The organism is Ruegeria sp. BC7, assembly GCF_056539165.1.
The window spans coordinates 216,010-232,653 of sequence record NZ_JBQFUL010000002.1 but is presented as its reverse complement, the minus strand read 5'-3'; the positions used below and the strand labels follow the sequence as shown (position 1 = coordinate 232,653).

18 protein-coding genes are annotated in these 16,644 nt (G+C 58.8%); 7 read left to right on the top strand and 11 right to left on the bottom strand.

Annotation, left to right across the window (positions count from 1 at the left end):
• Positions 1-119: 119 nt before the first annotated feature.
• The 5 genes from ACR0KS_RS06120 to lepA all read right to left on the bottom strand — a co-directional run bounded on the left by ACR0KS_RS06120 (position 120) and on the right by lepA (position 4,589).
• Positions 120-569: a hypothetical protein gene (locus ACR0KS_RS06120; protein ID WP_170414468.1), complete on the bottom strand. Its 450-nt coding sequence runs from the start codon at positions 567-569 to the stop codon at positions 120-122.
• 184 nt (positions 570-753) lie between these two features.
• Positions 754-1,239: a hypothetical protein gene (locus ACR0KS_RS06115; RefSeq protein WP_170565467.1), complete on the bottom strand. Its 486-nt coding sequence runs from the start codon at positions 1,237-1,239 to the stop codon at positions 754-756.
• A gap of 117 nt (positions 1,240-1,356) precedes the next feature.
• On the bottom strand, positions 1,357-1,536 hold the full coding sequence (locus ACR0KS_RS06110) for a CTP synthetase (protein ID WP_170484645.1): 180 nt from the start codon (positions 1,534-1,536) through the stop codon (positions 1,357-1,359).
• A 235-nt stretch (positions 1,537-1,771) separates the two neighbouring features.
• Positions 1,772-2,797, bottom strand: a complete 1,026-nt coding sequence (locus ACR0KS_RS06105; protein ID WP_170565470.1) for a hypothetical protein — start codon at positions 2,795-2,797, stop codon at positions 1,772-1,774.
• Positions 2,790-4,589, bottom strand: a complete 1,800-nt coding sequence (lepA, locus tag ACR0KS_RS06100; protein ID WP_170557284.1) for a translation elongation factor 4 — start codon at positions 4,587-4,589, stop codon at positions 2,790-2,792. Before lepA ends, ACR0KS_RS06105 begins: the two co-directional genes overlap by 8 nt.
• 255 nt (positions 4,590-4,844) lie before the next feature.
• On the opposite strand from lepA, the gene ACR0KS_RS06095 reads away from it, so the two are divergent.
• Together ACR0KS_RS06095 and ACR0KS_RS06090 are read left to right on the top strand one after the other, a co-directional pair.
• On the top strand, positions 4,845-5,156 hold the full coding sequence (locus tag ACR0KS_RS06095) for a hypothetical protein (protein WP_170565473.1): 312 nt from the start codon (positions 4,845-4,847) through the stop codon (positions 5,154-5,156).
• Between the two features lie 66 nt (positions 5,157-5,222).
• Positions 5,223-6,164 carry a LysR family transcriptional regulator gene (locus tag ACR0KS_RS06090; RefSeq protein WP_170565475.1) on the top strand — a complete coding sequence of 314 codons (942 nt, stop codon included), beginning with the start codon at positions 5,223-5,225 and terminating at the stop codon, positions 6,162-6,164.
• Here the strand turns inward: ACR0KS_RS06090 and ACR0KS_RS06085 are convergent.
• Positions 6,161-6,604: a low molecular weight protein-tyrosine-phosphatase gene (locus ACR0KS_RS06085; RefSeq protein WP_170565477.1), complete on the bottom strand. Its 444-nt coding sequence runs from the start codon at positions 6,602-6,604 to the stop codon at positions 6,161-6,163. The two genes, ACR0KS_RS06090 and ACR0KS_RS06085, sit on opposite strands and share 4 nt — an antisense overlap.
• Positions 6,605-6,632: 28 nt before the next feature.
• Here ACR0KS_RS06085 and ACR0KS_RS06080 point away from each other — a divergent pair, with 28 nt between their 5' ends.
• Together ACR0KS_RS06080 and ACR0KS_RS06075 are read left to right on the top strand one after the other, a co-directional pair.
• Positions 6,633-7,328 carry an NAD-dependent deacylase gene (locus ACR0KS_RS06080; protein WP_170565480.1) on the top strand — a complete coding sequence of 232 codons (696 nt, stop codon included), beginning with the start codon at positions 6,633-6,635 and terminating at the stop codon, positions 7,326-7,328.
• 64 nt (positions 7,329-7,392) lie between these two features.
• The gene (locus ACR0KS_RS06075; RefSeq protein WP_170565483.1) at positions 7,393-8,001 is read left to right on the top strand and encodes a DUF308 domain-containing protein; all 609 of its coding nucleotides are present in this window, start codon (positions 7,393-7,395) and stop codon (positions 7,999-8,001) included.
• Between the two features lie 81 nt (positions 8,002-8,082).
• Here the strand turns inward: ACR0KS_RS06075 and ACR0KS_RS06070 are convergent, their stop codons facing one another.
• The 4 genes from ACR0KS_RS06070 to meaB form a co-directional block, all read right to left on the bottom strand.
• Positions 8,083-8,550 (bottom strand): copper chaperone PCu(A)C, encoded by a 468-nt coding sequence (locus tag ACR0KS_RS06070; protein WP_170565486.1) that lies wholly within the window; start codon positions 8,548-8,550, stop codon positions 8,083-8,085.
• Positions 8,551-8,594: 44 nt separating this feature from the next.
• Positions 8,595-8,990, bottom strand: a complete 396-nt coding sequence (locus ACR0KS_RS06065) for a hypothetical protein (RefSeq protein ID WP_480693150.1) — start codon at positions 8,988-8,990, stop codon at positions 8,595-8,597.
• Positions 8,991-9,355: 365 nt separating this feature from the next.
• Positions 9,356-9,643, bottom strand: a complete 288-nt coding sequence (rpmB, locus tag ACR0KS_RS06060) for a 50S ribosomal protein L28 (protein ID WP_039532366.1) — start codon at positions 9,641-9,643, stop codon at positions 9,356-9,358.
• Positions 9,644-9,806: 163 nt separating this feature from the next.
• Positions 9,807-10,778, bottom strand: a complete 972-nt coding sequence (gene meaB, locus ACR0KS_RS06055) for a methylmalonyl Co-A mutase-associated GTPase MeaB (protein ID WP_170565492.1) — start codon at positions 10,776-10,778, stop codon at positions 9,807-9,809.
• A gap of 228 nt (positions 10,779-11,006) precedes the next feature.
• Here meaB and hrpB point away from each other — a divergent pair, with 228 nt between their 5' ends.
• The 3 genes from hrpB (at position 11,007) to ACR0KS_RS06040 (ending at position 15,632) form a co-directional block, all read left to right on the top strand.
• Positions 11,007-13,439: an ATP-dependent helicase HrpB gene (gene hrpB / locus ACR0KS_RS06050; protein ID WP_170565494.1), complete on the top strand. Its 2,433-nt coding sequence runs from the start codon at positions 11,007-11,009 to the stop codon at positions 13,437-13,439.
• 163 nt (positions 13,440-13,602) lie between these two features.
• On the top strand, positions 13,603-14,061 hold the full coding sequence (locus ACR0KS_RS06045) for an NUDIX hydrolase (RefSeq protein ID WP_170565497.1): 459 nt from the start codon (positions 13,603-13,605) through the stop codon (positions 14,059-14,061).
• 92 nt (positions 14,062-14,153) lie between these two features.
• The gene (locus ACR0KS_RS06040; protein WP_170414433.1) at positions 14,154-15,632 is read left to right on the top strand and encodes an inorganic phosphate transporter; all 1,479 of its coding nucleotides are present in this window, start codon (positions 14,154-14,156) and stop codon (positions 15,630-15,632) included.
• 4 nt (positions 15,633-15,636) lie between these two features.
• On the opposite strand, the gene ACR0KS_RS06035 is transcribed toward ACR0KS_RS06040, so the two are convergent.
• Complete coding sequence (locus ACR0KS_RS06035) at positions 15,637-16,611, bottom strand: 2-dehydropantoate 2-reductase (RefSeq protein WP_170565499.1); 975 nt, start codon at positions 16,609-16,611, stop codon at positions 15,637-15,639.
• Positions 16,612-16,644: the final 33 nt, after the last annotated feature.

Sequence of the window (16,644 nt, the reverse complement as noted above, 5' to 3'; positions counted from 1 at the left end):
CCCTGTGGAGACACTGGTTCCGTAAACTGAGAAGCGTCCGGCCCGATCGGCAATACCTACTACGTGCCACGAGCGAACGCAGCCAGTACCCCCTACAGCCCAATCAGGCCGGAAACGCTTCAGTTCACCTGACGCTCCAGAACGGTGCTGTAGGTCGTTCCGTTTCGCAGGCTACGGAAATCCGCAAATATCTTTCCGTCCTCATACCGGGCGTCGATCAGCGCGTTTGCACCAATCACCATTGGCGAGGTCTCGACAATCCCGATCTTGCCGGACCCATCCAGGCTTATCGTCCCGGTGGCCTCATTTTCGTTCCATGCGGTGTCACCGTCCCGGCGCCAGAGGCTTGGCCCCCAAAAGACGTTGTCTTCCTGCACCTGCACATCCAACATCCACTCGGCCTGATTGAACCGTGGTTCACTACCGCTCTGGGCATGCGTCGGCTGAACAGTCGTATAGGTCCCCACCCATGTGCCGCGCAGATCGGGCGTGGTATCGGCCATCGCAGCCGTTCCGAGGGTGAGTGTCGTGGCCAAAGCGGCCGCTCCGGCAGTCATGTATCTGGTCATTGGCTCTCCTCCCTGAGGTTTGGGCCGTTGCTGGCCTGCTGAACAGATTGGAAGGGAGAGGGTCGGATGCAACTAACCTTAGGGAAACTTCATGAAGGGTTTAGGTGGCGCTTACCTGCCGCTCAAAGCAAAGGGCGCTCTGGCCCGAGCGCCCTTTCTCTAAGCCACTGTTAAAAATAGAAATTCAGTTCAACTCAAGGCTACCCGAAATCGTGTTGACGAATTTCTGCGTATCCGGGTCGGTGAAGGACGAGAACGTTCCGCCCCCCGTGGCGCTGGCCCAACCGCCCGTGCCGCCGGACACTGACCAGTCGCCGGTCAAAGCGCCGTCCGCACCGATCCCCGTGGCGGTCCAGCTCATCACTGCCTTGTCGCCGGAGGTTGTATCAAAAACGCAATTGCCCGCGCCCGACACCTCGGCCCCCTTGACCAGCATCGAACCAAAACACGACCCCGTCGCCCCTTCTAACGGGTGACCGGCGGAGACCTCGAAACTGTCATAGTCGGTCTGAGATTTGATCACCGCGTGCCCGTCCGAGATGCCGAAAACCTGGTTCGAGCTTACGCCCGACCCCTTACCGGCGGCGTCATAACTTTCGGCCATAGCAAAGGTGCTGGACAGGCCGATGGTCAGGGCTGAGATTGCGGTCGCTGTTAAGAACTTGTGCATAATAACCTCTCATTTCTGAAGGTCTCGCGTTGCAAGCATATAATCAAAAAGGCCGCCTGAACGCGGTCCCTCGGGGCCGAGGATAACACATTCCGATCTTTGCGTCTAAACCGCGCCTTAACCTTCCAGCTTGCGCGCCACCATGTACGAGGCAGGGAACGCCGCAACAAAGCCCGCCACCGCAGCGATCAGCATGGCCGTCCACGAAGCAAAGCCCAAAACCAAAACCGCAATCACGGCGGACCCGGCAAGGGTAGAACCAAGGAAGATGTGAAGGATCAGCGTCAGCGGTGACATTGGGGCCTCGTGCGTTCTGAGTGTTTTGGTGGAGACTAGAACTGAGACTAAGGGTGGTCCTTGATCTGGGTCAGGACGGGTTGCGCTTAGGCTGAAAACTCGGCGATAGTTTAATTGAACTGGGAGAAGCGCCGCCCAATAGAGGCGGGTCGGCGCGGCCAGGCGGTGCCTACGGTCGAGCCTTTACTATACTGATGCCCACAGAGAGATACTTAATGTTCCACCGCCTCCAGCTCTAAATAGTTCGAAAAAAGCCAGAATAGTCACTGACCAGTTGCGCACAATCTGTCTTATGAAGCTGGAAGCCACTCTCACGGACGCCGCCTTGTTTGAGCCAACTCGCTAATCCATTTCTAGCAATTTTAGCGTTGAAATCTGACATCCCTCTCAAAGTGCCAAAGACTCTAAACAGCGCTTCTGTTTCAGGCTTAAGAAATTTCATGTTTAGATCAAGAAAAGAGAAACCTAAGAACCACACAGAATCGGTGTCGAGTATCGATTGTCTGATAGCTTGGCGTGCGTGACGCTCACCACCTTCGGTAAACACCTTGATGTTCTTTGATGCCGATAGAAGAGCTTTTTGGTGGTTGTTTTCGCCAAACCCAGATTCACGGTTTCTTGGTTGAAGTCGACCCAGCGATCCGTATGGATGCAAAACTGTTAAGTGCTCTTCGCAAAACTGAAAGGCTTCTTCTTCATTAAAATCAAACACAACCTGTACTGCTAGGAAGAAAAAGCGATGAATGACTCGATCATAGTTAAATGGCACAAAGGTTATTCTATCGAGCCAATCGGCAAGTTGCTCTACTTTTCCAGCTGTCACAATCGCCCTGAACAATGCAGCGAGCCACGTATTATCTACTTTTGCAAAGTTAAAGGATTCATAGATATTTTGAGGATTATAGTAGAGCGAAGAATTTCGTTCAGCTTTTATTAATGCATCCGCAATTAATAGCTTGCCAAGCTTTACCCTAACTGCGTTATCTGAATGCGCATGCAGATAATTGTCAATCGAGGGCATCAAAAGAACGCCAGAAGAAATCCTTCTTAGTTCTTCTATGAAATCAACGCGTCCATTTTCGAAGCTTATTTCCTGCGCCGCAGAAAACAGCTTCGGATCACCATTGTTTTTGTGAGATTCACCATTCATGTGAAGCAAATGGGCCGCTTTCGATATTTGAGCAGCTAGTTTCGATCCAACCGGCAGCCCAAACTCTGCGCTTGCTCCAGCCCCAACGACGATTACAAGTTTACTAGCCATCCATCTTCAGCGCCGAAATAAACGCCTCCTGCGGGATGTCGACCTTCCCGAACTGGCGCATCTTTTTCTTACCGGCCTTCTGCTTCTCTAGCAGTTTGCGTTTCCGCGTGGCGTCGCCGCCGTAGCATTTCGCGGTCACGTCCTTGCGCAGGGCGCTCAGGGTCTCGCGGGCGATGACCTTGCCTCCGATCGCGGCCTGGATCGGGATTTTGAACATGTGGCGCGGGATCAGGTCCTTGAGCTTTTCGCACATCGCGCGGCCCCGCATCTCGGCCCGGTCGCGGTGAACCATGGTCGACAATGCGTCGACCGGTTCGTCATTCACAAGGATCGACATTTTGACCAGCGCGTCCTCGCGGTAGCCGGTCATCTGGTAGTCGAAGGACGCATAGCCCTTGGTCACCGATTTCAGGCGGTCGTAAAAGTCGAAGACGACCTCGTTCAGCGGCAGGTCATAGACGACCATGGCGCGGCTGCCCGCATAGGTCAGGTCCATCTGGATACCCCGGCGGTCCTGACACAGTTTCAGCACGTCACCGAGGTATTCATCGGGCACCAGAATGGTCGCCTTGATGCGCGGCTCCTCAAGGTGATCGACTTTGGACAGGTCCGGCATGTCGGCGGGGTTGTGCAGCTCGATCATCTCGCCGTCTTTCATGAAGACGTGATAGATCACCGACGGCGCGGTGGTGATCAGCTCGATATCATATTCGCGTTCGATCCGGTCGCGGATGACCTCAAGGTGCAAAAGGCCCAGGAAACCGCAGCGGAAGCCAAAGCCTAGTGCTGCCGAGGTTTCCATCTCAAAGCTGAACGAGGCGTCGTTCAGGGCCAGTTTCTCGATCGCGTCGCGCAGGTCTTCAAATTCGGCGCTGTCCACAGGGAACAGACCACAGAACACCACCGGCTGCGCGGGTTTGAAGCCCGGCAGGGCGTCCTCGGTCCCGTTGCGGTCATTGGTGATCGTGTCGCCGACACGGGTGTCGCGGACCTGTTTGATGGATGCAGTCAGAAAGCCGATCTCACCGGGGCCGAGGCTGTCGACCATCTCCATCTCGGGGCGGAATACGCCGACGCGGTCCACATGGTGCAGGGTACCGTTCGACATGAACTTGACCCGCATGCCCTTTTTCAGCGTGCCGTCCATGATGCGGACCAGAACGATGACGCCCAGATAGGCGTCGTACCACGAATCCACCAGCATCGCCTTGAGCGGCGCGTCCAGATTGCCCTGCGGTGCGGGCAAATGGGTGACGATAGCCTCAAGCGTCTCATGGATGCCCTGCCCCGTCTTGGCGCTGACCTGAATGGCGTCGGTGGCGTCGATGCCGATCACATCTTCGATCTGTTCGGCCACGCGGTCACAATCGGACGCGGGCAGGTCAATTTTGTTCAGCACCGGCACGATCTCATGATCGGCGTCGATGGCCTGATAGACGTTGGCCAGTGTCTGCGCCTCGACCCCTTGGGTGCTGTCCACAACCAACAAAGACCCCTCGACCGCGCGCATGGACCGGCTGACCTCATAGGCAAAGTCCACGTGGCCGGGGGTGTCGATCAGGTTCAGCACATATTGCTCACCATTGTCGGCGGTATAGTCGATACGGACCGTGTTGGCCTTGATGGTGATGCCGCGTTCACGCTCGATATCCATGCTGTCGAGCAGCTGTTCTTTCATGTCGCGATCCTTGACCGTTCCGGTCTCTTGAATGAGCCGGTCAGCAAGGGTGGATTTGCCATGGTCGATATGCGCGACGATGGAGAAATTGCGGATATGAGCGAGGTCTGTCATAGCGTCGGGATATGGTTTGAAAACGGGCGCTGGTCAAGGTGGGGCAAAGCGGTCTGCGATCCTTATTTCCTTGGCGCAAGCCGTTGGGTCACACGCAGCCGTGTTTAGCCCCATTTTAGCCATTCTTTTCGCCATAATAAAAGAAATCACATTTCTGCATCGTGAGATTGATCCCGAGTCCGGTTTGATTCATACTCACGCACAAGCCGAGAGAGGCGTCAGATCTCTCCGGTCAGGCAAAAACGAGGCTCGAGCATGAAACAGTTCATCTTGACAGCACTATGCGCCACGGCGGTTTCAATGACAGTTCCAACCGGGGCAGATGCGGCTCAGATCAAAAAGGCGTGTCTGGCATCCGATCGGGATGCCGCGACCCGCGACCGCTGTAGCTGCATTCAGCGCGTGGCAAATCAGGCCCTTACGCGCAGCGACCAGAAAACCGTCGCCAAGTGGTTCACCGACCCCCATCAAGCGCAAGAGTTGAAAATGTCTCAAACAGAGCGCGATGACGCTCTGTGGGACAGATACCGGGCATTCGGTCAAATGGCGCAGGCTATTTGCAGCTAGCACGCCTGGAATCCTTGACCTAACCCGCCCTGCGCCCCAGAAATGGCGCAGCGAAAGGTGCGTTGCATGGTTATGAAAGGGCTTACCCTGCGCGGCCTCGAAGTATTCGAGGCATTGGCGCGGACAGGGTCGGTGGCTCAGGCAGCCGAGATTACAGGGCTCAGCCAGCCATCTGTCTCGCAACAATTGCGCAATCTCGAAAATGCCTTGGGCACCGAACTGGTGGACCATGGACGCCGCCCGATGCGGCTGACGCAGGCCGGGCGCAGTTTCCTGACCCGGACCGAGGCGATTCTGGCCGAACTTCAAATGGCCCAGAGCGAACTGACGGTGATGGACCTTGGCCATCTGACCACGCTGTCCATTGGGCTGATCGACGATTTCGACAATGACCTGACGCCGCGGTTGGCCACTTTGCTGGCCGACAGCCTGACCCGGTCAAAATTCAAGCTGATTACGCTGCCCAGCCTTGACCTGTTTGCAGACCTCGAAGCCCAACGCCTGCACATGGCAGTATCCGCGCATTCCGGCGAAGTGCTTGAGGGCGTTGTCGAATACCCATTGGTTCAGGACCCATTCATTCTGGTAACGCCCAAAGGGGCCGCAAACGCGATGCAGGAGTTGCCCTTTTTGCGCTATGCGCGGGAACAGCTAATTAGCCGTCAGATCGAAGCGCACCTATCCCGACAACAGCTTGAATTTGAGGAACGATTTGAAATCGGATCCCACCTTGCACTGATGGCGATGGTCGCGCGTGGGCTGGGCTGGGCGATAACGACTCCGCTGGGGTACATGCGTGCAGCACGTTTCCACGACGGGCTCGAGGCGCACCCGGCACCGTTCGGAGATTACGCCCGCATGATCTCTCTGTTCACCCGCAACGACTGGTCCGATCAGGTTCCGCAAGAGGTCGCAGGCATGATGCGCCGTCTCATGCGCACTCAGATCGTCGATCCAACCCTAGAGCAACTGCCATGGCTCAGCGACCGGCTGAAAGTCATGGGTTAACGTCTCAGATAGTCAGTCAAGCCGTCAACCGCAGCCTCAATCAAATCCAATGCGCCATCGAAATCGCGGGTGTAGTACGGGTCGGGCACATGATCGGCCCCCAAGTGGGGTGCGAAATCGGTTAGCAGGCGCACGGGGGTTTCATTTCCCGCCGGGCGCAGGTCCTCGATATCCGAAATGTTATTCGCGTCCATACCGATAATCAGGTCGAACCTGTGGAAATCCTCGGCCGCAAACTGGCGCGCGCGCAGATCGCCTAGTGCAACCCCACGCGCATGGGCCGCCTCTTGCATCGGGCCGTAAGGTGGATTGCCCACATGCCAACCAGCCGTCCCCGCACTGTCGCTGGCATGATGTGGCGCGCGCGCCCGAAAAATGCCTTCGGCGGCAGGGGAACGGCAGATATTGCCCAGGCAGACAAACAGGATACGGTGGGTCATGAGCTAAGGTGTAGCGCGAAGGGCAAAGATGGAAAAGATCGTCATTTTGACTGGGGCCGGGATTTCTGCAGAAAGTGGGCTGGGCACGTTCCGCGACGAAGGGGGCTTGTGGTCGCAGCACCGGATCGAAGATGTGGCGACGCCCGAAGGGTTTGCCCGCGATCCCGCTCTGGTGCAGGGGTTTTACAATGCCCGACGCGTGCAGGCGGCAAAAGCGGAACCCAACCTAGCCCACCGCGCGCTTGCACGCCTGCAGCAAGACTGGCCCGGCGAGGTTGTGATCGTGACCCAGAACGTCGACGGCCTGCACGAGGCGGGTGGTGCCCAAGATGTAATCCACATGCACGGTATACTCGCAGGCGCGCTCTGTGCTGCGTGCGGCCATCGCTGGACCGCGCCGCCAGAAATGTCAGTGGGCGAACCCTGCCCCGCCTGCGCTGCCCCCGCCGCACGGCCGGACGTGGTATGGTTCGGCGAAATGCCCTACCACATGGACACGATTTACGATCACCTGGCTGGGGCTGCGATCTTTGCATCCATTGGCACATCGGGCCAGGTCTACCCCGCAGCCGCATTCGTACACGAAGCCGCCATGTCCGGCGCCCGCACCGTTGAGCTGAACCTTGAGCCCTCGACCGGCGCATCCAGCTTCGATGATGTGATCCTTGGCCCGGCATCAGAAACCGTACCGCAATGGGTGGACGAACTGCTGGGGCGGCGATAACCGGCAGACAGAAGCCCGGATTATCGTTATCATTTAAGGTGTAACCATTCTCGAAGGGGCTCTCATGACCGATCCCAATACCCAACAGGGCGAAATTCTGGACGATCAGGGACCGGATGGCCGCGACGCGCTTGGCGATCAACTGGCAGACCTGTGGTGGACCTTCCTGCTGCGCGGCATTCTGGCCGGGGTGCTGGGTATCGCGGCGCTGTTCTGGCCGACGGGCAGCATCGCCCTTTTGCTCAGGCTGGTTGGGCTATTGCTGGTCTTCGACGGCGGCCTGACCTTGCTGGGCTTCGGACGGCGCGGCCTGATCGGGGGCGTTGGAATTGGCGCCCTCCTGATCGGCCTCATTCTGCTGATCTGGCCCGAGGGTGTCGCCCGCCTGACATTCTTCCTGCTAGGCGCATGGGCGTTGATTGTCGGGGTAGGCTCGCTGATGGCCTGGCGTCAGATGCCCGACGATAACCCGGACGCAGCCACAGTGCGCAACTCGGGGATTGTGGCGTTGGTCATCGGGCTGGTGCTGCTGTTCTGGCCCGGCAGCGGGATGGTCGCGCTGGGTTGGGCAATCGCGTTTTCCGCGCTGGCCTTCTCGGTCGTTATGTTCTTTCTCGCCGCGCGCTTCAAACGGGCCCATGATCGCATCGCAATGCGGGTTGTGAACCGCTGAGGCGCAACGCAAACAGGCCGGGGTTTACCCGGCCTGACGCATGGATGACGGCCGCATCGCGGCCCGAAGACAGGCGTAACTTTAGTTGTTGTGTGACCCGTGGTCGCCTTTACGCTCTAGATCAACCGGAATGTCGACCTCGATCTCACCAGCCTTTTCAAAGATCAGCGTGACCGGCACGGTTGCGCCATGTTCGAACGGGGCGGAAATCCCCATGAACATGACGTGATCCCCGCCACGCTTCAGCATATGAGTTTCACCCGCCGGGATAACGAACCCTTCTTCGACATGGATCATCTTGGCCACACCATTGGCGTCAACCTGATGCGTGTGCAACTCTACCCGTGCCGCAACATCCGATTCAGCCGCGATCAACCGGTCGTCGGCCTCACCTGCGTTCTGAATCATCATGAAAGCGGCTCCCGCCTTTGCAGATTTCCCCGAGGAGCGCGCATAGGCGTCCTTGACGGTGATGCTATCCTGTGCCCAGGCAGCGGTTGTCAGGGTTGCAGCGGCAACGGTGGCCAGCATTTTGAAAGTGAAGGACATAAAGCTTCTCCTAATTTGAGTTCTTAATAAGTTGGAAAACCGCATCAAGACCAAAAAGGAGGCGCACGCGCTGGTTGGGACGCAACCACCGGAATGGTGAGATCGCCCAAATCACGTTTCAACGTCGGCCGGGGTTGCTTCGGCGCGTCTGGAAGTGCCGCTTCTGCCAAAGAAACAGCACCCAGCACCGTCAAAGCGTAGTCGGGACAGAAATGCGGTGCCTGCGTCGGTTGCCCCTCGGCATCGACATACACAACCACTGGGCCGTTCCCGGTGCATAGCACCATGTGCCCGACCGCAACATCCATCCCGCGAGAAGCCGCAAAACCCTGCCCCGTCAAAATAACGAGCAGCGAAAGAGCAAAGGGCAGAATTCTATTCAGAGCGGATTTCATTCTGCCCAAGGTATATGCCAGAGACAATTCCGGCTTCAAGCGCATTCAGGCGCTTGAAGCCTGGGGGTCAGAGGAAAGTGTCAGCTGTCCATTTCCGGTCGTTTGACTGAACCTTTGGTCAGACTTGTATGCAGCCGGTTCACCTGACGTTGCATCCGAAAGCATGTCCCAAAGGTCTTGCCGAAAAATGCGGCCAACACTGAGAAAGAATCGAAAGATTTGAAAGACATGAGGGCAAACTCCGCCAGAAAAATATGCCTAAACATATTCCTCTCAGAGTCCGGTGTATGTGAACAAAGTTACGCTACACGGGTCGATTGCGCCAAAACCGCGAACATCTTTAGCTCACACAAACGAAAAGACCCTGCACCACTTGGGTCCAGGGTCAAAAAATTCGCAGTCAAAAAGGATTAGGCCGAAGCTTGTGCTTTGGCGATTTCCTTTTTCACTTTCAGTGCGTTCGCGGACAGTTCTTCGTCCTTGGCTTTTGCCAGGAACGCGTCCAGACCACCGCGGTGGTCAACCGAGCGCAGAGCAGCAGCCGAAATGCGCAGCTTGACGCCACGGCCCAGAGTCTCGGACTGCAGGGTAACGTCGTTCAGGTTGGGCAGAAAACGACGACGAGTTCTGTTTTTGGCGTGGCTGACATTGTTGCCAGTCATCGGGCCTTTTCCGGTCAGTTCGCAACGGCGCGACATGGTTTCTTCCTTTGTTTCTGGAGGCCGGGCATACCGCCCTCGGCCAAATCACAAGGGGCGCAACCCGAAGTCGCGCCCGAAAACTGGTTGGATGCGTGTAGTGGGAATCGCCGGAAGGGTCAAGACGGGCCAGCAGAATTCTTTGACTTTACCTGTCACCCCTTCAAGTCAGGGTTATCAACATCTGTTCCGCCGCCGCCGCGGGGCTCATGCGGCCTTGCGAAACTTCGACGCTCAGGCGCTCCATCTCGGCGCGCGCCTGCGCAGTCGACAGCCGCGACAGAAGCGCCGAGCGCACTTCCTGCTCGAACCAATACTGCGCCTGCACCGCCCGGTTCCTCTCCCAATGACCCGAGTCGCGACGCCATTGGGTCAGAGATTGAATTTCGGACCAGGCGTCCTCTAGCCCATGCTCCTCAACCGCAGAAACCGTCATGGCCTTGGGAAACCCTTCGGGGTCCTGAGGGCGTTTGCGCATCAGGCGCAAGGCACCGGCGTAATCGGCGCAGGTGCGGGTGGCCGTGGCCTTGAGGTCGCCATCCGCCTTGTTCACCAGGATCATATCCGCCATTTCCATGATACCGCGCTTGACGCCCTGCAACTCATCCCCACCCGCAGGCGCGAGCAGCAGCAGGAACAGGTCGGACAGCTCGGACACAACGGTTTCCGATTGCCCAACGCCCACGGTTTCGATCAGCACAACGTCAAACCCGGCCGCTTCGCACAATGCGATCGCCTCACGTGTGCGACGCGCAACACCACCTAGATGAGACTGACTGGGCGAGGGGCGGATAAAGGCGGCGCGCTCGCGGCTCAGACGTTCCATTCGGGTCTTGTCGCCCAGAATTGACCCGCCCGAACGGGCCGAGCTGGGATCAACAGCCAGAACCGCCACGCGAAGCCCCTGGCTGATCAGCATCATGCCAAAGCTCTCGATAAAGGTGGATTTGCCCACCCCCGGTGTCCCTGACAGTCCGATCCGCAGCGCCTGCCGTTCTGACCCGGCCAACTGAGCCAGCAACTCTGTCGCCTGCGCCCGGTGATCGGCGCGGCCACTTTCAACCAGCGTAATGGCACGGGCCAAAGCACGCCTGTCCCCGTTCAATATCCTGTCTGCCAGGCCGACTATTTCCATTTTGACCCCGATCCTTTGCGGCAGGTCTACTTGCCGCCCCAACAGGGGGTTTGTCCAGACCGTAGAGCGTGCGAAATGCGCCCACCGCCTGCTATTCGCGCCGGGGTGTTGCCGCCGGTCCTCTGTTGGACGTCCGCAGGTGCGGCGTCCGACTTGCCGTCGCGCAACTCAGTCCAAAGGCCGACAGGGGAACTGGACGTTGCCGGACCATTCGCGGATAAAGCCACAATGACACGCCTGCCCATCGACGACGCCATTCCCGATCTTATCGAAGCCTTGAAAGCCTCGGGTCGCGCCGTGTTGCAGGCGCCACCGGGTGCGGGCAAGACGACGCGGGTGCCTTTGGCGATACTGGATGCCGGGCTATGTGACGGTCGGATTGTCATGCTCGAGCCACGCAGACTAGCCGCTCGCGCAGCGGCTGAACGCATGGCCGAAACGCTTGGCCAGCGCGCTGGCGAAACGGTCGGATACCGCGTGCGTGGCGAGACAAAAGTATCCAAGGCCACTCGGATCGAAGTTGTGACCGAAGGGATTCTGACACGCATGCTGCAATCCGAACCCGATCTTCCGGGTGTGGACGCGGTTATCTTCGATGAATTTCACGAGAGGTCCTTGAACGCGGATCTGGGACTTGCCCTATGCCTTGAAGTCACGGGGGCGCTCAGGGATGACCTGATCCTTCTGGCAATGTCCGCGACCTTGGATACCGAACCGGTTGGACGTCTGATGGACGCCCCGCTGGTTACGTCCGAAGGCCGCAGCTTTCCGGTGGAAACGCGCTGGCTTGACCAGCCGATGGGGACACTGGCACGACGGCTGGACGCCTTGGTCGATCTGGTCGTTCAGGCCGAGCGGGAAACCAAAGGGGGAATGCTGGTGTTCCTGCCCGGCGAAGGTGAAATCCGCCGTGCCGAGGCGGCGTTGACCCGGCGCCTGCCCAAGGATTGCGTGATCCGGCCGCTTTTTGGCTCAATGCCTTTCGCAGAGCAACGCAAGGCGATCGCTCCGACTGATAGCGGCCGCAAAGTGGTATTGGCCACGTCGATTGCCGAAACTTCGTTGACCATCCCCGATATTCGGGTGGTCGTGGATATGGGACAGGCGCGGCGGGCCAGATTCGATCCGGGTTCGGGCATGTCCCGCCTTGTGACAGAACGCGTCACACGTGCCGAAGCGACGCAACGCGCAGGCCGCGCCGGGCGGGTGGCCGAAGGCGTTTGCTATCGACTGTGGTCCAAGGGGGAAGAAGGCGCGCTGGCCGCCTACCCCCCTGCCGAGATCGAAGCAGCCGACCTGACCGGGCTGGCGTTGGAATTGGCCCTATGGGGCGCCGACCCCGGTGATCTGGCCTTTCTGACCCCTCCGCCAGACGGCACGATGGCCGAGGCGCGCAACTTGCTGCAAATGCTGGGTGCGCTCGACGGCAAGGGCCGGATCACCGATCACGGACGGGCATTAGCGGCGCTGCCCTTGCATCCACGCCTTGGACACATGCTGGTGCAGGCCGGACCCGATGCGGCAGTTCTGGCGGCGCTGATGGCAGAACGGGACCCGCTCAAAGGGGCTCCGGCGGATATTCTGCTGCGGCTTGAGGCGTTGCGAGACACACGGGCCTTTCAGCGCAATCGGGTCTGGCAGGTGAACACAGGCGCGGCAGACCGGATCAGGGCCGAGGCCAAGCGACTGCGCAACCGGGGCAGTCGCTCAGACCTAAGCCCGGCATCCATGGCCGCGCTTGCTTATCCCGACAGGATCGGACAGCGACGCAAGGGCGACGTGCCACGCTATGTTCTGTCCGGTGGCAAGGGCGTTGTTCTGGACAGCGAGGATACGCTGGCAGCGGCCCCCTACCTTGTGGTCACCGACACCGATGGAAACCCGCGCGAAGCACGCGTGCGCATGGCCGCCCAGATTTCCAAGCGGGAAATCCGCGACTTGTTTGCAGAGCAGATCGACTGGGTCGAAGCGTGTGAATGGTCGAAACGCGACCGACGCGTCATCGCTCGGCGGCAAGAGCGGTTTGGCGCGATCACTCTGGATGACCGGATATGGAAAGACGTCCCAAGCGATGCCGTCGCCCAAGCCATGCTGGACGGCGTGCGAGACCTCGGATTGGTCCTGAACGGGGCCGCCGCGCGTCTTGCAGCGCGTGTGGAACTGGTAAGGGCCGAAGGCGTCGACCTGCCGGACTTCTCCGCCCAGGGGCTGATGGACACGGTGGAAGACTGGCTGCTGCCCATGCTCGGGGGGGTGCGCAATGCTGAAGATTGGAAACGGTTCGACCTGCTGCCCGCGCTTCGCTCTCGTCTGGACTGGGGGCAGACGCAGGAACTGGATCGCCGCGCGCCCGGGTCTTTTGAAACACCACTCGGGCGCAAGGTTCCCATCGACTATGGCGGCGCGGTGCCCGAAATATCGGTACGCTTACAAGAACTGTTTGGCGTCACGCGTCACCCGATTGTCGGTGGTGAGGCTTTGAAGATCACCTTGCTTTCGCCAGCCCGACGACCAATCCAAATCACCCGTGACTTGCCGGGGTTCTGGGCCGGATCCTATGCCGATGTTCGCAAGGATATGCGCGCGCAATACCCTAAGCACCCCTGGCCCGAAGATCCCACCCAGGCCGATCCTACCCTACGGGCCAAACGGCGCAGCTAGGGTGCGCGTTGCGATTCTTTAACTATTACCATCGAATATCATCTTTGCCTGATGGCGGGTTGGCGCGTGGTTCCGCGCAACAAGGATAGGTGCATTGAAGATATTGCATTTCGTTGTTATGTCACACGCGTTTCCACGGTTGGCTCGTGTAAGTGACCCTGATTTGACAAAATGGCTGCGAAATATCTGGGAGGAGGTCGCCAGACCTTTGTTCCTGCGCCCCCGCCGGGTGCAGTTTGCAGCTTTGTGCGTCCGGGATGCCTATGACAGGCCAGAGGTTTTGCTGATCACCAGCCGGGATACTGGTCGTTGGGTCATCCCTAAAGGTTGGCCGATAGATGGGCTGGACGGGTCTGAAACCGCACGGCAAGAAGCCTGGGAAGAAGCCGGGGTACACCCTCAAAGGCTTGGAAAAGATCCGATAGGCCAATACACGTACGACAAAATCCTCAAAGATGGATCCGCTCAGCCGGTTTTGACCAATGTGTACCGGGTTGAGGTACGAGAGCTGGCAGACGACTTCCCCGAAGCAGGTCAGCGCCAACGGGAATGGGTTTCACCTTTGACGGCGGCCGAACGCGTCTGGGAACCCGAACTAAGCGAACTGCTGCGTCAAATGTAACAAAATCGCAGCTATTTGATGACAGACCGGTTGCTTGCAGAGGTAAAACCGTTTAGCGGCCTGCGTCGAACACAGAAACCCGATGAAACCCCATGTCAAACTCGAACACCAAAACCCGCTGGCAGGCACTGGACAGCGATCTGCACCGCATTTCACGTGTCGAAAGCGCAAATGTTCATGTTGCGCGCCCTTTGCTTGCTCCGGGTATCGCGCTGGCTTTTATTGCCTTGGCGGGCCTCTCGGCTGCAATTCTATTCGGGCGCGCTGATGGCGGTCTGATTGTTGTCGCAGCGGCGGCGTTCGGGGCGTACATGGCGATCAATATCGGCGCCAACGACGTTGCCAACAACATGGGTCCGGCCGTGGGTGCAAACGCGCTGACGATGGGCGGCGCGATCGTCATCGCGGCCATTGCCGAAAGCGCAGGCGCGTTGCTGGCAGGCGGAGATGTGGTCTCAACGATCTCCAAAGGGATCATCGACCCGGCATCGGTTGAGAACAGCAACGTGTTCATCTGGGCCATGATGGCAGCGCTGATTTCCTCTGCAATGTGGGTCAATCTGGCAACCTGGGTCGGCGCACCGGTATCCACCACCCATTCGGTCGTGGGCGGCGTGATGGGCGCTGGCATCGCAGCAGCCGGGCTGAGCGCGGTAAGTTGGGGCACGATGAGCGCCATCGCCGCAAGCTGGGTGATATCGCCGGTATTGGGCGGTGTCATTGCAGCCGGGTTTCTGGCGCTGATTAAGGCTAAAATCCAATATCAGGACGACAAGATCGCAGCCGCGCGGCGCTGGGTTCCCATTCTTGTTGCAGTGATGGCTGGCGCGTTTGCCACCTATCTGTCGGTCAAAGGGCTAAAAAGGATCGTTAAGATCGATCTGGAAATGGCCCTGCTGATTGGCTTGGCCGCCGGTCTTCTGGCGTGGTCCGTCACCGTTCCGTGGGTCCGCCGCAAATCCGAGGGGCTGGAGAACCGCACAAAATCTCTGAAAACGCTGTTCGGCCTGCCTCTTGTCATCTCTGCCACTTTCCTCAGCTTTGCCCACGGCGCGAACGACGTCGCCAATGCCGTGGGTCCGCTGGCAGCGATTGTGCACGCCGCTGAATTCGGCGATTTTGCCTCGAAGGTTGCGATCCCAACCTGGGTGATGGTGATTGGCGCATTTGGCATCTCTTTCGGCCTTTTCTTGTTCGGGCCCAAGCTGATCCGAATGGTTGGAAGCCAGATCACCAAGCTGAACCCGATGCGCGCCTTCTGCGTGGCATTGTCGGCCGCGATCACAGTGATTGTGGCAAGCTGGCTGGGCCTGCCGGTCAGCTCAACTCATATCGCGGTAGGAGCGGTCTTTGGGGTTGGGTTCTACCGCGAATGGCACTCGGACCGCCGGTGGAAAAACTCGAATCACAATCGTCCTCCCGAGCGGCGCCTGGCGCGTGAGGAACGCAAGCGGCGCAAATTGGTCCGCCGTTCGCACTTTATGACGATCGTGGCCGCCTGGGTTATCACCGTACCTGCAGCCGCGACCATGTCCGCGTTGATATTCTGGATACTGACAGCCTTTCTATAAGGCGCTAGCGTGTAATCTGTTCAGGGCGCAGCGCGTCTGACCGGCCCTGTTCGATCAGCGTGCGCACCCGTTGGCAGATCGGTGTTTGAACGCCGCTTTTTTCGCCCAGCCGGATGATCTCACCCTGCAAACTGTCAATTTCAGTTTCGCGCCCCGCCTGAACATCATAGGCCATGGACGTTCGTGCCGAAGGGTCGATCTGTATCATCCGCGCCGCGATCCTCGAAAACAGCGGTGTCGGCAAGCGCAGGATATGCGGGGTCATCCACGCGGGCAGAGGCGTGGTCGAGGCGACCGGATGTCCGGCGGCCTTCAGAACGGCCAGCGCCTCATCCATTTGATCCGCCATCAAGCGACGCCAGCTTCGGTCAAGGAGCTGCTGTTTCAATGTTAGCCCCGACAGAGCATTCAGCGCGTTATTGAGGTTGATGACCAGCTTGCCCCACTGAACGGAGTCTATGTCGTCACTCTCGACAACCGGCAGATCAGTACTGCTTAGCACGCGCCCCAGTTCGCCCGGGCCGCTTTCGATAACGATTTCGCCCGATGTCGCACGGTGGAAACGGCCGGGACCGGACGGCACGACGTTGAACGGAACCATGCCCGCACGGACATCGCGGTCTGGCAGGGCAGCGCGCAGGATGCGGACGTTCTCCAACCCATTTTGCCAAGACAGGACCGGTGCCGATTTCGGTGCAAACTGCGCAATTTGGGCCGCCATTCCCGCCGTTGCCCTGGTTTTTACCGTCACAATCACCAGCTCTGCACAGCCCATCCTGCTGGCGTCCTGGGTCAGCTCCAAATCCGCTGCTGCTATAGTGCGCTGCATGCCGGAAAAGTCGGTGACAGTAAGCCCCCCCGATCGGATCGGATCAAGAATTCGCGCACGGCCCAGCAGTGTAACGTCATGCCCGGCATAGGCCAGCAACGCCCCACAATAGCACCCAATGCTGCCAGCCCCAGCAATCACGATTTTCATGATGTCCTCCGTTGGCCGCAAGGATCGCTGGGA

Coding starts and splice junctions, on each gene's coding strand:
- ACR0KS_RS06120 (WP_170414468.1), bottom strand. CDS start 569: ATGACCAGATACATGACTGCCGGAGCGGCCGCTTTGGCCACGACACTC.
- ACR0KS_RS06115 (WP_170565467.1), bottom strand. CDS start 1,239: ATGCACAAGTTCTTAACAGCGACCGCAATCTCAGCCCTGACCATCGGC.
- ACR0KS_RS06110 (WP_170484645.1), bottom strand. CDS start 1,536: ATGTCACCGCTGACGCTGATCCTTCACATCTTCCTTGGTTCTACCCTT.
- ACR0KS_RS06105 (WP_170565470.1), bottom strand. CDS start 2,797: ATGGCTAGTAAACTTGTAATCGTCGTTGGGGCTGGAGCAAGCGCAGAG.
- lepA (WP_170557284.1), bottom strand. CDS start 4,589: ATGACAGACCTCGCTCATATCCGCAATTTCTCCATCGTCGCGCATATC.
- ACR0KS_RS06095 (WP_170565473.1), top strand. CDS start 4,845: ATGAAACAGTTCATCTTGACAGCACTATGCGCCACGGCGGTTTCAATG.
- ACR0KS_RS06090 (WP_170565475.1), top strand. CDS start 5,223: ATGGTTATGAAAGGGCTTACCCTGCGCGGCCTCGAAGTATTCGAGGCA.
- ACR0KS_RS06085 (WP_170565477.1), bottom strand. CDS start 6,604: ATGACCCACCGTATCCTGTTTGTCTGCCTGGGCAATATCTGCCGTTCC.
- ACR0KS_RS06080 (WP_170565480.1), top strand. CDS start 6,633: ATGGAAAAGATCGTCATTTTGACTGGGGCCGGGATTTCTGCAGAAAGT.
- ACR0KS_RS06075 (WP_170565483.1), top strand. CDS start 7,393: ATGACCGATCCCAATACCCAACAGGGCGAAATTCTGGACGATCAGGGA.
- ACR0KS_RS06070 (WP_170565486.1), bottom strand. CDS start 8,550: ATGTCCTTCACTTTCAAAATGCTGGCCACCGTTGCCGCTGCAACCCTG.
- ACR0KS_RS06065 (WP_480693150.1), bottom strand. CDS start 8,990: ATGCGCTTGAAGCCGGAATTGTCTCTGGCATATACCTTGGGCAGAATG.
- rpmB (WP_039532366.1), bottom strand. CDS start 9,643: ATGTCGCGCCGTTGCGAACTGACCGGAAAAGGCCCGATGACTGGCAAC.
- meaB (WP_170565492.1), bottom strand. CDS start 10,778: ATGGAAATAGTCGGCCTGGCAGACAGGATATTGAACGGGGACAGGCGT.
- hrpB (WP_170565494.1), top strand. CDS start 11,007: ATGACACGCCTGCCCATCGACGACGCCATTCCCGATCTTATCGAAGCC.
- ACR0KS_RS06040 (WP_170414433.1), top strand. CDS start 14,154: ATGTCAAACTCGAACACCAAAACCCGCTGGCAGGCACTGGACAGCGAT.
- ACR0KS_RS06035 (WP_170565499.1), bottom strand. CDS start 16,611: ATGAAAATCGTGATTGCTGGGGCTGGCAGCATTGGGTGCTATTGTGGG.